Below are 14,699 nucleotides of genomic sequence, written 5' to 3' on the forward strand. Positions count from 1 at the left end.
CTCTAAAACCTGCGAACATTTGTTCGTTGAGATTTCTGCTTCTGGCTACGAAGATCCATGGCGGAGAATTTCCACGCACCATTGGCAGGTTCCACAGCAAAAACAGCTTCAAACTGGTTCTGCCGTTCGTGGATATGTCCCCAGTGCTCGACAGTTCCCGCCACGGTCCAGGTAATGGCCGCCTCAAATCCCGGCCACGAAAGCTGGTCTGAATTCTCGCCGTCGGAACGGGTGATGTCTGTCGGTTGCGTAATGTCGACGCTGTCATAGGTGACGGACGTTACACGTGCCACCGCGCCGCCCTGGTCCCGAAGCTCAAGGCTGCGTCTCATCTGAAGGTAGAGCTCCTCCAGAAGCGGTCCGTCCACCGCGGTCGCCAGTGAATCGAGAATCTGAGCTTCTGCGCCTGCTTCCAACGCTTTGTAGGTTCGAGCGTGCAGTTTCTCCGCCAGCTGCTGGCAATCGGACGTCGCAAGGAGGGGAGGAGACTTGAACGGATTCCTGAAAACAGTGATACCAAATTCACGCGTACAAGCACTTACAATGAGCAGAATGGCGCTTAACCCAACGAACGAAATCCGGCCAAACCCAATCAGGCTGCCGGTGGATCGGAGAAGATAACAAACGCTACTGGATACAATGGCGCCCAGCAGCAGGCCGAATGACAGCATGGGGACTGTGATCGTTGGCAGAGGTGGAGTCTCCGCTGGAATGGGGGTGAAAGTTTCCGGTAGAAATTCCGGCGGGCACTCCCAGGCAAACGTATTGTCAGCTGGTTTGTTAAATCGGGAAAACTCAAATCGCTGCAGTGTCTTATCGCCCGCAATGACCACCGATTCAACCTTTCGCATTGTGGAATGGAATCGAGTCCACTCCACCGTTGCCGCCCGGACAAAACGGTCTGAGGGGTGATAGGTTAGAATGATGCCGACTCGCCCGTTGGCGAGGCTTGTCCGTCGCTTCTCTGCGTTTGCGGCCATGTCTTTCTGGTCAAGCCCAAGCAGGTCAATCCGGGTAAACTCAGGGTTCACGTGCAAGCCGTTTATAGTCGTGGGATTGACATCTTTCAGCCAATTCCGGATCAGCTCTCGCACTGCATCCTGTTCATCGATGTCGATGAACGATGGATCCCTGTGCTGGATCGGCAGGAACGTCTTCAGGGTGGCAAGCGGAATCAGCACCTCATGACGTAACTCTGTTGGATCGATGTAGATAAAAGAATACACGCTGCTGTAGCTCATGATCCCCAGCGTTTGTTCTCGCTGCTTCGCAAACCAAGATTCCCATTCTTCATCGCTTGCATCTTCAGAGAGTGGTGTTTCGGTCCAGTCGAACCGCAATGTGACAGCCGCACCAGCTTTCATCGAATCAGTGAACGTAAGATCGCTTCCTGTCTGATGAACCGACAGTTTCATTTCGCTCGGGGTGACGAAATCCGGATCAGACAAGTCCTGCTGAATCGTCAGGAACTCAGGGGGATCGGCGAATGGAAATTCAATCTGATAGACCGCCGTGTGCAGCATCATGTCTGTTGTTGCGATCCCCGCCTCGGGAATCTCAAACGACTGCAGATCGGTGATGTGACCTTTCAGCAATTCGCCGCGCGCATCACGCAGAGTGACTCTTTCCAGCAGAAAATCGCGATGAAGTTCGAGACCTCGCTTAATTTCTGACGCTGGGACCACGTCCGATTCGTTTGCCTCCAGTTCATGAAACAGGACGAGGTCCTCCGCGAACATCTGCAATCGCATGATTGCACGGGATTTTGTTACGAAGATATCCGTCTCTGTAATTGAAAATGGATGCGTCGACGCACTTATCACTTCGTTCGACATGGCCGCGAAGGCAAACACCAGAAGGCAGCACAGCCAACGAAACATCGGTAAATGTGATACCAGCAAACCAGACGCAGACAAACGTGACACGAGGCAAATCCCAATGGGGCCATCTAGAAATAAGCAAAACATCATCCGGCTGAATGGTGCGAATTGTGATTCCGAAGCAGCAAAACAACAAGTGGCTGTCGACTGTGAGGGATACGAGGTTTCATCTGCGGCGTATCTGAAATGATGCCGCAGAATCCGGGATACATACGGAAGCCTTGGGAATTCCTTCGGATTTCGCTAAAAACGATGCCAACAATCGAAGTTTTGAATTCAATCAGGGGCAAATCATGAAGCGTCGTGTCTTTCTGAGTTCATCAATTGCCGCAGGACTGTACGCCGGCTCATCTGTTGCGAGTCAGGATGCCACGCGTCGAGTGGGAGTGATGGGGCATACTGGACGCGGCAATTACGGGCATGGGCTTGATACTGTCTGGCAGAACATCCCCAACGCTCAGGTTGTTGGTGTTTCTGATGGAAACGAAGCCGGTCTCGCCGCGGAACTTAAGAAGTTGAATGTCAGCAGTGGTTACCTTGATTACCGGGAGATGCTTTCCGCACAGCAACCAGAGTTTGTCTCCGTTGCCCCACGCCACCCGGATCAGCACTTCGACATGATCATGGCTGCAATTGCGTCCGGGGTCCGCGGAATCTACGTCGAAAAACCCTTTTGCCGAACTCCCGCTGAAGCAGACGCCATTGTTTCCTCGTCGTTGAAAGCCGGTACGAAAATCGCCGTTGCTCATCGGAACCGATATCACCCCGTTCTTGTATTGATCAAACAGATGATCGCTGATGGACAGTTGGGACGGCTTCTTGAAATGCGTGGTCGCGGAAAGGGTGATCGCCGAGGTGGCGGAGAATGTCTATGGGTGCTTGGATGCCATGTCATGAACCTGTTCGAATATATTGGTGGCAAGCCACTCTCATGCTCTGCGACGCTGCTGACAAATGGAGCCAGGGTGACGGCAGCTGATGTTGCACCAGGCAATGAAGCGTTGGGGCCTCTCGCCGGAAATGAGGTTCACGCTCATTACCAGATGGAATCCGGGGTCTTCGCCGCATACGACTCCATCGCAAACGATGGAACGAAAGATTCCTACTGCATGCATTTCATCGGCAGCGATGGCGTTATCGCATTGCATATCGACGCCAACCCAGTGGCGCACATCGTTTCGGGAAACCCCTTTGCAGTTGATATGAAACCGAGGCAGTGGGTGCCAATTACGTCTGCTGGTCCGGGTAAACCAGAACCACACCCCGGTCGGGTTGCTGATGTTCATAACCACGTTGCCGGCGTGAACGATCTGATCGCAGCGGTAGACGAAGACCGTCAGCCATTGTGTGACGCCCGCTCCGGGGCTTTGACTGTCGAAATGATCTGCGCAGCGTTTGAATCTCACCGTCAGAACAGCAAGAGCGTCAGTCTTCCACTGGAACGCAGAGACCATCCTTTGAACCGACTTTAGTTTTGATTCGCAGGGGTCTTCCTGAGGAACGGTGTCAGTCCGCTTCAACCTCAGATTCTGGTTTTGGCTTTGGAGTGAATGCCTTCTCCAAAGCGACCGCTCCTCCCACCACGGGCAGCGTGAGGCTGGTGTGATCCAGATCGACCGTGAGTTCGGTGCCCGGATCCGGCCACAGGGTAAAGTCGCGGTCTGTTGAAAAGACCATGAATCCAATTTGCTGGCCCGCGGCAACAATCTGATCATCCGGCTGAAGGCGAAACCGGACGTCATAGAATTGCCCCGGCGTGAGGGGAGCACTTTCACTGACAGAATCCCGGTTTTGCGGATCGGCCCAGCCCCGAGTGATAATGTTGTCTGTAATTTTGCCTTTGTCGTCCCACGGCAGTGACACAAGCCATACCGAAAGATTGGCGGCCGGGCGGTCACTGGCCATAGTGATGGTGACTTCGGCGTAGCCCGAAATATGCACTGGTTCGCTGAGTTCCGGCGTTGAAAATAACAACCGGTGATTCGTCCAGTCTGCCTTTGCTAATGTCGCTCCGTCGAATGAAAAGTTGTCAACAATCAGCTCTGTACCCTGATTCATCGGCTGGGCCAGCAAGAGGTTCCCTTGTCGTTCGCCCCCGCGCGTCGGATACAGTGTTACGGGCATCGCGGAGGGGTTTGGGTAATCGGGATACGACGTCGGTTCATCACGTTGCTTGTCTTCTCGAACGATCCACGCTTTGGGGTCGTTCTCCACACCATTTTCGACACCATACAGGTAGCGGGTGAACCATCGGTTCATCATTTTCAGTGGCGGTGGTCCGCCATGTCCGCCCTGATGATAGAAGATTTGTGTGGGAAGTCCTTTCGCCCGTGCGGCTTCGTAAATTCTCAAGCTGTGCTCGGGCATCACATTCCAGTCATTGAAGCCATGCGACATCAGCAAAGCAGCTTTCATGGGGCCCATCTCATTCAGATAGTCGCGACCGGCCCAGAAACTGTTGTAGTCGCCGGTGACGCGGTCCAGGTGCTTGATCATTTCGGCGTCGCGAACATTCTTGTCACAATCACAGCGCCGCGCTGGGTCTCCACTGTTTATGAAGTTGTAAAGCACATCGATATCTTCGCCCATGTAGCCACCGGGGTGGCGAACGAGACCATTTGAACGGTAGTAGTGGTAGTAAGAAGTGTTGGGGGCCACCGGGATGATGGCTTCAAGTCCTTCAACTCCGGTTGTTGCTGCCGCAAGCGGCAGGGTACCGTTGTAAGAAGTGCCCGTCATACCGACCTTCCCGGTCGACCACGTCGCCTTCACTTCTTCGTTACCATCCGGGGTCGTATACCCTTTTGCTCGGCCATTCAGCCAGTCTATGACGGCCTTGGGGGCCAGCGATTCATTATCGCCACCGACTGTTGGGCATCCCTGAGATCGTCCTGTTCCGGGTGAACACGAATGAACGACGGCAAATCCGCGTGGGACCCAGTCATTTACGTGGGATTTGGATATCGAGCTTCGATCCTTGTCGAACTCGATAGGCTGAGGTAGCTCGTGCGGAGGAGGAGTCGCCCCGATGTTGTGTTGCGGATCCCAGAAATACGGTTTCGCGTTCTTTGCAGTTCCGCAGTAGTACGGACTGGTTTCATAAATCACTGCAACCTTCAGGCCTTCTGACTCCGTTTGTTTCGGCCTGGTGACGTCAACGTGCATTCGGTCGAGTTTACCGTCGCCGTCGGAATCGAATTCCGTCTCAACCCAAAGATGATGTCGAATCCAGTCTTTCGAGTCCTTGAATGCGTCTACGACCTGTGCTTCGCCATCTTTAAAGATGGGCCTGGCCTCAAAGTCTTCCGCAGGAGAAATCGATGCGGTCAGGACAACCGCCGCCAGAGAAGCGATGCGAAAGGTTGACGTGTTAGCCATCTCTTGGCGCTCAATAACAGGGAGGGGGATGTTGTCTGCTGCACGACTGGCGTGATGAAAAAGGCCCGTCATACAGAACGACGGGCCTGAGTCAGAATGATGCTAGACATCCTTCGCCAGAGGGCAAACATATGGTTTGCGATATTCACGAGTCAATAAAGCGTTGGCAGCATTGTTGTTCGTGAACACTTCCTTCTCCGGATCAAACGCGAGGTTGGCACCCAGTGAAAGTTTATACTTATCCAGATCGACACCATTCTTCGTCAGGTGCTTGACCGTCCGCTGAAGGGTCGCTTCGTTATCGTCCAGGCTCTTGATGCCACTCAGGACGGATGAAAGTTCCGAGACAGTCACTTTGTTGTTTTCTCCCATGTAATAGGAGATGTTTCCGAGGTGACTCATTCCAGCGGAAAGATGGCCTTCGCGGACGTCGGCATTCAGGTCCTTGACATTTCGGGACTCACACGCGGACAGGAAGTTCCCGAAATGGTCTCCTCCCCCTTTGAACTCTTTGATGATGTTCATCTCTTTGTCGAATGCAATACAGTGGGAATAGCTGACCTGCGTCAGGTAGCCATTTGTTCCGTAAAATACGACACCGATCTTGTTGCCTTTGGTGCTCTGGAACAGTTTGTTCAGTTCCGTGTCATCGCTGTCATCAACACTCAATCCGCGCGTTTCGAAAACGATGCATTTGTCACCGTAATCATAAACCGTGACCTCCGTGTTTCCGGTGTCCCCAGCGTCGACGTAATTTGGGTCCTTTCTTTCCGCCTGATATCCCAGGCGTCCGCCATACGTAAAGATATTGGTCGGATGATTGTCGATGCCAAGTCCCCAGCGAGCGACATCGGTCTGGTGTGGTCCCTGATTGCCAAGGTCACCATTTCCGTAATGTCGCTGCCAGTGCCAGTCGTAGTGGAATTTTTCACGAGTCAGCTTCGGGCTGGTGAGCGTTGCCGGACCTGACCAGAGATCGAAGTCGACATTGTCAGGAATCTTGTAGTCTCCCAAAGCACCAATCGATTTTCGACGTTTGTAACACAACCCTCGAGCGAACTTCACTTCGCCAATGCCACCCGCGTTCATAAATGCAAAGGCGTCTTTAATGGCCTGGCTGGAGCGGCACTGAGTTCCTACCTGACACATTCGACCATATTTCCGGGCTGCGGCAATCAGAGCCGACCCCTCCCAGACGTTGTGACAGACTGGCTTTTCGACGTAGGCATCTTTGCCGGCCTGCATGGCCCAGATGCCCGTCAGGGCGTGCCAGTGATTTGGGGTTGCGGTGCTCACAACATCCAGCGCGCTGTCTTCGAAGGCTTTGCGCATGTCGGTAAACAGTTTTGGTCGCAGTCCCTGTTTGTCGTTGATTGCATCACAACGTTTGTTTCCAACGGCCTCGTCGACATCAACGATGGCGCGGATCTCTGTGCGGGAATCGCTCAGGTAGGCATCAATATGTGATGAACCGCGACCATTCACGCCCACAACAACGACGCCCATTTTTGCGTTGGCGGACGTACCGGCGCGTCCAATAGCCGGAGCAGCGAATACGGTTGATGCAGCAGCGACGGCTGACGTTCGAAGAAAATTACGACGATTAAATGTGGTCATCGGCAATGGGCTCCCAGATCTTCGTTGGAGGGTTATGGCGGGCCGGAAGATTAGTAGATTAGAGGTGGGCTCGATCCATCAAACGGCGATTTACCGCCTGACTCAGCGTGCATAGGACCGTATTCGGGCGTTGTTTTCAAGGCTTCGGCATGATCAACGGGGCCACGTCCGCAAAACTAAATGGCTGCACAAGACACAATTGGCGAAAGTATGAAGTTCGATAAAGGGCTGAGCGGCACGTCAAACTGAAAATCCGTTGACAACAGAGACAGTGATCAGACTACAGACGATTTGGAGTCCGATCAGTATGGAAAAGTTTGTCTTATCGCTTTCGTAAGACGCCTGCCCCGATCCGGATTGCCCGAACGGCAAATGCCTGAAGCTGCAGCCGGCAACGATCGCAATCCAGGGAACAAGGAAACACCATAATCTGGCGGCTTCTCCCATATTCTTGCCGGATAGCCACAGGATGACCCATGTTGCGGCCATCGAAACCATCAGTGCGCTGCAGGCAGAGTCGATTGCGGGCACACCAGGATTCGGCTTTGATGGCGACCCAGCTTCATTGGGATCCTGTTCCAGGGTGCCTGCGCGCACTTTCACAAGTTGTTGATCCGTTGACGGAATCATGGAAGATGAACGATTCGATCGAAGATTCCGGAGCAGGATCCTGAAAGAGTCAAAGACGTTTCTTCCGCCCGCCAGCATCAAAGCCCCGCCAACTGCCAGCGTCAATTCAAGTGGATTCACAAGAGTCCAGATCCACCACGTTCGGGGGGAAGTTTCGTAGAACCCCTCGTGATTCATTAGATTCATTCGCCAGACGTTCAGCAGATTGCAGTCTGTTATGACGTCGAAAAGCAGGACGCAGCCAGCCCAGGAGAGAACCATCATGCCCACGGCAGCAAAAATCGATCGCGGCCGGGTCGCCTGATTCTGGCCGAGTTGCAACACGGCGAAGGCGAAGGCCACGACAATGCAGGGGAGGTGGGCCAGGCTCAGGAGCATCCCTGCAAACAACAGAATTCCGGCAGCCAATGAACTGAGAATTCTGACACGCAAGTGAGAAGTCAGTCCCGCGACGACAGTCAGCCAAAGAAACAGAGTCCCTGTGAAGGCAAAAATGACATCGGACTTGGGTGTGAAGATAACAAGTGTTGGGATAGTGGCGCACAAACATGCCGCTCTCCATCCGGAAGTTCGACCAGCAATGGTCGATGCCAGCAGATACACTGGAATCACAGACATGGCGGCAAACAGAATGCTGATTGACGAGACCAGCTGTAAGGCTGCCAGTTCCGCCTGCGAAAGGGGCCGATTCATTCTGGCGGTGGCTTCCAGCTCACGGAACAAGATTTCTGTTTCGCGACTCCGGATGTTTCTCAGAACGTCGACAAAACTATCCTGATTGTGCGTCAGGTTCAGAGCCGTGACGCACAGCATGAAGAGTCCTGGTGGGTGTGTTCCGACATGCAATACGTCTCCTTCTGCCATCCGCTCCTCGTACCCGGTCAGCAGTTCGTCCATCGAATTAATTTTGAAAGCGGCTTCATAGAAATAGCCGGACGCAAACCTGTCGTAAACAATCCACCACGACTTCACTTCGCGATGGGGCGTTGGCGCCGAACGCCCTGCTGCATTCTGCCAGGCAACCGTCAACAGAGTCAGAGCGATAATCAGCAGTGCGTGGCGAATCTGTCCGTATTTCGAGATGCGGCGATCACCAAAGACAGCCAGTATGAAAAGCAATATCCCCACAACAATGCCCGGCAGAAATCGATCCATCCATTCGCCAGCTGAACTGGCGAACGCATGCCTCGTCCATGTCCATTCGTCTGGGACTCCAAGCGGAATGAATGGGCAAAGCAGAATCGCAAGCGTGGCGACGGATGCCAATACCAGCGTGATTCGCCAGCAATACGCACCAGACACCAGACGGGAGGGTTGGTCTGCGGCCACGATGGGCTCGACATGCATTAGCGGTCAATTTCCAGAAACGCGATCATCGATGGATTGCCAACTGCACCGTAATCGCCCGTAAATTCAAGCTTTCCGGTTTCCCGATCGACCTGAAACACCGCGACATGATCTGCCCGCTGATTGCAGCAGTACAGGAACGTTCCACTCGGGTCGATGCTGAAACTGCGGGGATAATTGCCGCGAGTCCAGACGTCGTCCACATGCGACAGCGTTCCGTCAGCACCAACAGCAAAGACTCCAATACTGTCATGCAATCGATTGCCAGCATACAGGTACCGGCCATCTGAACTGACGAGTACCTCAGAACAGAAGTTGCTGCCCACAAATCTCTCAGGAAGTGTGGAGATGGTCTGCCGAGGGGTCAGTTGGCCGGACTCTTTTTCGTAGTCGAACACGACAAGCGTCGATCCTTCTTCCTGAATGGAATAGAACCATTTGCCGTTGGGATGAAAGTAGAAGTGTCGTGGCCCATCTCCGGGCGGCAATTCAACAAACGGTTGTATTGCGGGCGACAGAGTTCCATTCTCTGCGTCGAATGCCCAGATGAAGATGCGATCCAGGCCCAGGTCGACATGAAGGACATACCGCCCATCCGGTGAAGATTCGATCATGTGCGCGTGGGTTCGGTCATGTCCACTGAATGCGAAGCTTCCCGGAGGAGCGTTGACAGCTCGCGTTGGTCCAATCTTTCCTTCGTCATTTTTTACGTCACTCGCATCTGCAAGTGTGCCGTCTTTAAGGATCGGAAATACGGCAACAGATCCACCGAAGTAGTTGGCCACCAACAGAAATTTGCCGGATGGATGGATGCTCACATAAGTCGGTCCAGCGCCGCCCGCCTTGACCGAATTCAGCATTCGCAATTGCCCGTTGCTTTTGTCGATGGCAAATGAGCTTACGGAGCCCTGTTTGTCATTGCCGACCCGATCGGTCTCATTTGCGGAATAAAGCCGATCTCCGGATCGGTTAATGGTAACGCAGCTGGGGCTGGTTCCGAGATCGAATGTTCCCGCCGGAATCATCGCGCCAGACTGGCGATTAATCTCGAAAATATGAATACCACGACCATTGCCCGGAGGAAGGTCGACCTGAGTCGGCAGCGTATCCTTCAGGGGCGAGCTGAAAGTACCGACATACGCGAAGAGACGTGAGTTCTGTTGCCCACTGGGAATCGCCATGGTGTGGCAGGACGCAAATATTCTTGACAACCCAGCGGTGATGCCCAGCGAGGCTGCGCTGCCGACGAATTGCCGCCTGGAATACGGACTGGTGTGCATATTATCATTCCGGTTGTTCGAGCAGGATCACTTTCGTACGCCATTTGTGGTCGCAGTATTGAATTATTCCACCAAATTCGCGAGCGAGAGATGAAACGCCCTGAGTATTTCCTACCGTGTCATCCCGGACAAACGTCCTGATCGATGTCCGTCGACTGGTCGACCGTTTCGGCGAGCCCCGCTGGAAAAATCCCAACCGCCAACACAGAATCATTCCATGAAAGTTGCAATAATCACAGCCGGGGGGGCGGGGATGTTCTGCGGCTCATGCATGCAGGACAATGCACTTGCTCGCGCTCTGCGGATAGCCGACGTGGACGCTGTGCTCATTCCTACTTACACGCCGATTCGTGTGGATGAAGAGAATGCCAGCAGCCCTAAAGTTTTCCTCGGCGGGATTAATGTTTACCTGGATTCCGTGGTTCCCGGTTGGCGGCGTCTGCCGCATTTCCTCAAATCATGGCTCGATCACCCAGGTGTGATTCGGCAACTTTCCCGACTGAGCGGCAGTACGGACGCAGCCAGTCTCGGAAAATTGACCATTGATCTTCTTAGCGGTACGCACGGCCCGCAGCGCGGCGAGATTGTTCAGCTTGTTGACTACATCGTCGATGACCTGAAGCCGGATATCGTGGTGTTCAGTAACGCACTTCTGTCCGGTGTTGTTCCTCATTTACGCAGTCGGTTTCGCGGCAGGATTCTCACGCTGCTTCAGGGCGACGACATTTTTCTTGATGCTCTGAGACCACAATTCCGGCAGCCGGCATTACGGCAGCTGACTGACAACTGTCGTTCTTTGGACGGAATACTGACTCACAGCCGGTATTACAGCAGCCACATGAGGGATTACCTTTCCCTGCAAGGCATGGAATTTCGTGAAATTCCGCTCACCATGGATGGGTGGCATGTTGAAGAAAAACAAGCCAAAACCGAAATACAGGCGGATGGGGACAAGGGCCGTGTGAATATTGGCTATTTCGCACGAGTCTGTCCCGAGAAGGGCGTTCAGCACTTCCTGGATGCGGCCCGGCAGTTGCTTCCGATCTATCCTGACGTGGACTTTACGATCGCCGGATTTTTACCACAGCAACACCGGCACTGGTTTGACTCATTGCTTGCAGGAGTGCAGAAGGACGTCCCTTCAGACAGGTTGCGGTGGCTTGGTAGTCCTTCGACAAGGAGTGAGAAGTTCAAAATCCTGCAGGCGTTCGACTTATTGTTTATTCCTGCGGATTACCACGAACCTAAGGGACTGTACGTCATTGAGGCGGCTCTGCTGGGTGTTCCGTCGCTGCTTCCCGCTCATGGAGCATTTCCTGAACGCATTGCCGACCTGGGAGCAGGCTGGTTATTCGATTCCAGTTGCAAACCGCCGCATGGTGAATCTTCGGTCCGGAAGCTCGAGGATTTTGTGACGACCTACACGCGGAATATGGATTCTGATTGTAAATCCAGGTTGATCGAATCGGCTACGAGGCTGCATTCCATGCAGAGCACCGGACCAGTCGTGCGTTCTGTGCTGGAGTCTTTCTGAAACTCGCGCGGTCTCGAATTCGAACAGTCTCAACTGGATTTCGCACAGTCTGCAATTCGAACAGGCCCGACCATAAGAAGTCAGGCGTCGGGCCATTCGACAGCGATCAGTGAGGCACTTAGTGAGCTGGCGGCATGCTGTTCTGGAATGCGCGGTTGCGAAACAGGAAGTCGATGATATTACCTTCGTGTGGCTGCAGCCAGTTCAAAGCGCAGGTTGGTATCGGACCGATATTCAGTCGATCAATGTGTCTCGCGTCAACCAGTTCCTGTGTCCATTTCGGATCTTCAGTGATTGCGGTTCCAACCAGTGTGGAACCGATCTTTTTCAGCATCTGGTTCTGAGGACATTTCACCACAGACACGAATGGAAACATGTACTCCGTATTTGCCATTTTGTCGTCAGGATCACTGACGTGCAGAACGGTCGGGCGAAGATAGTCACAGCGTTCTTTGGGAATCCATCGATCACCGTCCCGATATTTGGCCGTCATCTCTGTGACGGCAGCAGATTCGCAACCTTCGTCGATCTGACGGTTCATGGCTTCGGCAGCACCTGCCATCGTATTCGCAGCAAGAGCGGCATTGGGATCGGTGGTTGGCAAAGCTGTGATCGGGCCCAGCTGTTTTGCAATCGCATCCGCGATCTCTTCTGTGTGGCGAGATGCCCAGATTCCCGAGCAATTAATGCAGCTGCGACCGCCGTTAATCAGGACGCTCTTCACCAGGATGTCCAGATAATCTTCCCAGCGGTCGACAACGTCGTCGCCGAGCATGATCTTACTGAATCCTGGACCATGAGCCTGAACCCGGGGATTGCCAGCGTATTTCTCGACCGTGGCGGTACCCCCGAAAATCATCGCACGCTGGCATGTTTCCAGTACTTTGTTTCCGACATCGTGTGGCCCGGGATACAGTGAAAATGCTTCCCTCGGGACGCCAGCTGCCGCAAATGCTTCGTACATGCGATACGGAGTCCATGGTTCTGAGGACCCCGGCTTCAGAACCAATCCAACCTGCAGAGGAATCGCCGGAAGCCATAGTGTGTGAACACCAGGAGAATTCGATGGTAACACGAGCCCCAGAACCGGAGTGGTGCTTTGATAGCTCACCATCACCCCGCGACTTTCCATGCCGTATCCACGCGAAAGAATTTCGAGTGGCAGACCCCGTGTCAACGCATCCAGCATCGCGCCCATATTGCTGAGCACGAACGCATTCTTGCTCATGTTGGCTCGTGCCATGTTGAGCGGAAGACCCGTAGTTGCCGATTGAATCGAGCAGAATTCTTCCGGCGTCTGTGTGCCGTTACCCATCGGCAATGTTGCGGTCAGAAACAAGTCCGCCGCTTTCACGCACATGTCGATCAGATCGGCGGGCTGGAACTGACGAAGTACTTCTCGTGCTTTGTCTGCTTTCCGCATGTCCATTTGCACCAGGCCTGCATTGGCCTGATGCATCTGAGCCATGACTTCTCCGGTTTCAAAATGAACTACGTCCGCCTTTTCGAGCGACTCGTAAGGCTTACCCCAACGGATAACTGGAATTTCAAGCATGGCAGAAGGTGCTGATTAAACAGAGAAATTTGAACTGAAATGCTTCGCAGTAAGCGTTTGCGTCGCAGGTTGCCAGAAAAGACGCCCGTGCGTGACAGATGACTCCGCTGGCTTCCGACGGTCACTGTGGCAGCTAGTAGACCCCAACAGTCGTTGTTTTTGCAAATACGTGGTAGGGGCGAACACTGCTGACGCCGTCCCAGGTGTATTTGTCACACGGTTTTTCTCTTTCGCCCTCATCGCGTTCGAGGAACCCGGGCACGAAGAGCTCTTTCGTCAGGGTATAGAGCTTTACTCGACCTGTTTCACCGTACCCAACGACCTTGTTGTGGTCGTCAAAATCCACGACCTCTACCACGGCACGTGGCTGCGGTGCATAGTACGTGATCTTGTAATTGTCAGCGGGGTCAAATGGCTTGCCGCATGCCAGCCCCATCAGCGTGTTGCCATAGGTCGGCGTGATGTAGACATTGGGACCGAGCAATTCTTCGCATGCGAACCGGAACCACTGCTGCGTAAACTCCGTACCACCACAGAAGATGCCTTTGATTCCGGCTTCTTCGATACTGCTGCCTTCATCCATCAGCCGCAGTGCCAGGGCTTCCAGTAGTTTCGGGGTGGTGAACATGCACTGGATGTCGTTATTTGCGGACAGGACGGTCATCGCCTGATCGATGACGTGAGCGCTGTATTCTTTCGCCTCTTCAACTTTCCCTTTCTTCAGGAGTTTGACGACCCACCGCGGATCCAGATCCACGCAGAAGCAAATGCCCCCCCTGTGTTGTGCCAGATGCTCAATTGCAAGGCGCAGCCTTCTTGGACCCGATGGGCCCAGCATGAGCCAGTTCGCCCCGCGCGGGAAACTTTCATCCGGTAACGTGTCGCTGAACATTTCGTAGTCGATCCAGTGGTCCTCGACGACAACGCGAGATTTCGGGATCCCCGTGGTGCCACCAGTTTCGAAAACATAGATTGGCTTGTCCTGATATGCTTTCGGTACCCATCTTCTCATGGGCCCGCCGCGAAGCCATTCATCCTCAAACAGAGGGAATTTCTTAAGATCGTCGAAGCAATTGACATCTTTCAGAGGGTCGAAGTCAAAAGTTTTCTTTTTCTCAAGCCAGAACTCGCAGCCGGTCTCATCACTGAAATGCCACTGGACAATCTCACGAGTCTGTTGATCGAGTTGCTGCTTTCGTTCCAGGCACTTTTCTTCAAGCGTAGCCACAAAACATCCTTCTACAGAATCGAAGTCAAAATGTCGGGGATCTGCGACGCGGAACCGACAAAAAGTGGGATCTCTAACTATTTTTCGGGTGGAGTGTGAAAAACCACGGGGATTTCAGCCTCGCGCGGCCCGGTGTCAAAACCGCATCCACGAGGAAAACATGGTAGACACAATTTCTCATCTCTACCAACCGTTGAGCTGATTTCCCTCAAAACGACGTTGAATGAGATTCAGGAATTCACTTGCCGAA

At 53.5% G+C, this 14,699-nt stretch carries 9 protein-coding genes; 2 read left to right on the forward strand and 7 right to left on the reverse strand.

Annotation, left to right across the window (positions count from 1 at the left end):
* Nucleotides 1–2: 2 nt before the first annotated feature.
* A complete protein-coding gene (locus tag R3C20_17380; GenBank protein MEZ6042279.1) occupies nt 3–1,925 on the reverse strand; it encodes a hypothetical protein in 1,923 nt (640 codons plus the stop codon).
* A 248-nt stretch (nt 1,926–2,173) separates the two neighbouring features.
* Here R3C20_17380 and R3C20_17385 point away from each other — a divergent pair, with 248 nt between their 5' ends.
* On the forward strand, nt 2,174–3,352 hold the full coding sequence (locus R3C20_17385) for a Gfo/Idh/MocA family oxidoreductase (protein ID MEZ6042280.1): 1,179 nt from the start codon (nt 2,174–2,176) through the stop codon (nt 3,350–3,352).
* Between the two features lie 34 nt (nt 3,353–3,386).
* On the opposite strand, the gene R3C20_17390 is transcribed toward R3C20_17385, so the two are convergent.
* The 4 genes from R3C20_17390 to R3C20_17405 form a co-directional block, all read right to left on the reverse strand.
* Nucleotides 3,387–5,258, reverse strand: a complete 1,872-nt coding sequence (locus R3C20_17390; GenBank protein MEZ6042281.1) for a Xaa-Pro dipeptidyl-peptidase — start codon at nt 5,256–5,258, stop codon at nt 3,387–3,389.
* 102 nt (nt 5,259–5,360) lie between these two features.
* A complete protein-coding gene (locus R3C20_17395; GenBank protein MEZ6042282.1) occupies nt 5,361–6,875 on the reverse strand; it encodes a Gfo/Idh/MocA family oxidoreductase in 1,515 nt (504 codons plus the stop codon).
* A 240-nt stretch (nt 6,876–7,115) separates the two neighbouring features.
* Nucleotides 7,116–8,852 (reverse strand): hypothetical protein, encoded by a 1,737-nt coding sequence (locus R3C20_17400; GenBank protein MEZ6042283.1) that lies wholly within the window; start codon nt 8,850–8,852, stop codon nt 7,116–7,118.
* The gene (locus tag R3C20_17405) at nt 8,852–10,132 is read right to left on the reverse strand and encodes a lactonase family protein (protein ID MEZ6042284.1); all 1,281 of its coding nucleotides are present in this window, start codon (nt 10,130–10,132) and stop codon (nt 8,852–8,854) included. The genes R3C20_17400 and R3C20_17405 overlap by 1 nt, the downstream gene beginning before the upstream one ends.
* Nucleotides 10,133–10,349: 217 nt before the next feature.
* Between R3C20_17405 and R3C20_17410 the strand changes: the two genes are divergently transcribed.
* Nucleotides 10,350–11,666 (forward strand): glycosyltransferase family 4 protein, encoded by a 1,317-nt coding sequence (locus R3C20_17410; GenBank protein ID MEZ6042285.1) that lies wholly within the window; start codon nt 10,350–10,352, stop codon nt 11,664–11,666.
* Nucleotides 11,667–11,784: 118 nt separating this feature from the next.
* On the opposite strand, the gene R3C20_17415 is transcribed toward R3C20_17410, so the two are convergent.
* Nucleotides 11,785–13,221 carry an aldehyde dehydrogenase family protein gene (locus R3C20_17415; GenBank protein MEZ6042286.1) on the reverse strand — a complete coding sequence of 479 codons (1,437 nt, stop codon included), beginning with the start codon at nt 13,219–13,221 and terminating at the stop codon, nt 11,785–11,787.
* Nucleotides 13,222–13,354: 133 nt separating this feature from the next.
* Nucleotides 13,355–14,449, reverse strand: a complete 1,095-nt coding sequence (locus R3C20_17420) for a hypothetical protein (protein ID MEZ6042287.1) — start codon at nt 14,447–14,449, stop codon at nt 13,355–13,357.
* Nucleotides 14,450–14,699: the final 250 nt, after the last annotated feature.

The sequence above is a fragment of the Planctomycetaceae bacterium genome (genome assembly GCA_041398825.1).
In the GTDB taxonomy this organism is placed as follows: Bacteria; Planctomycetota; Planctomycetia; order Planctomycetales; family Planctomycetaceae; genus F1-80-MAGs062.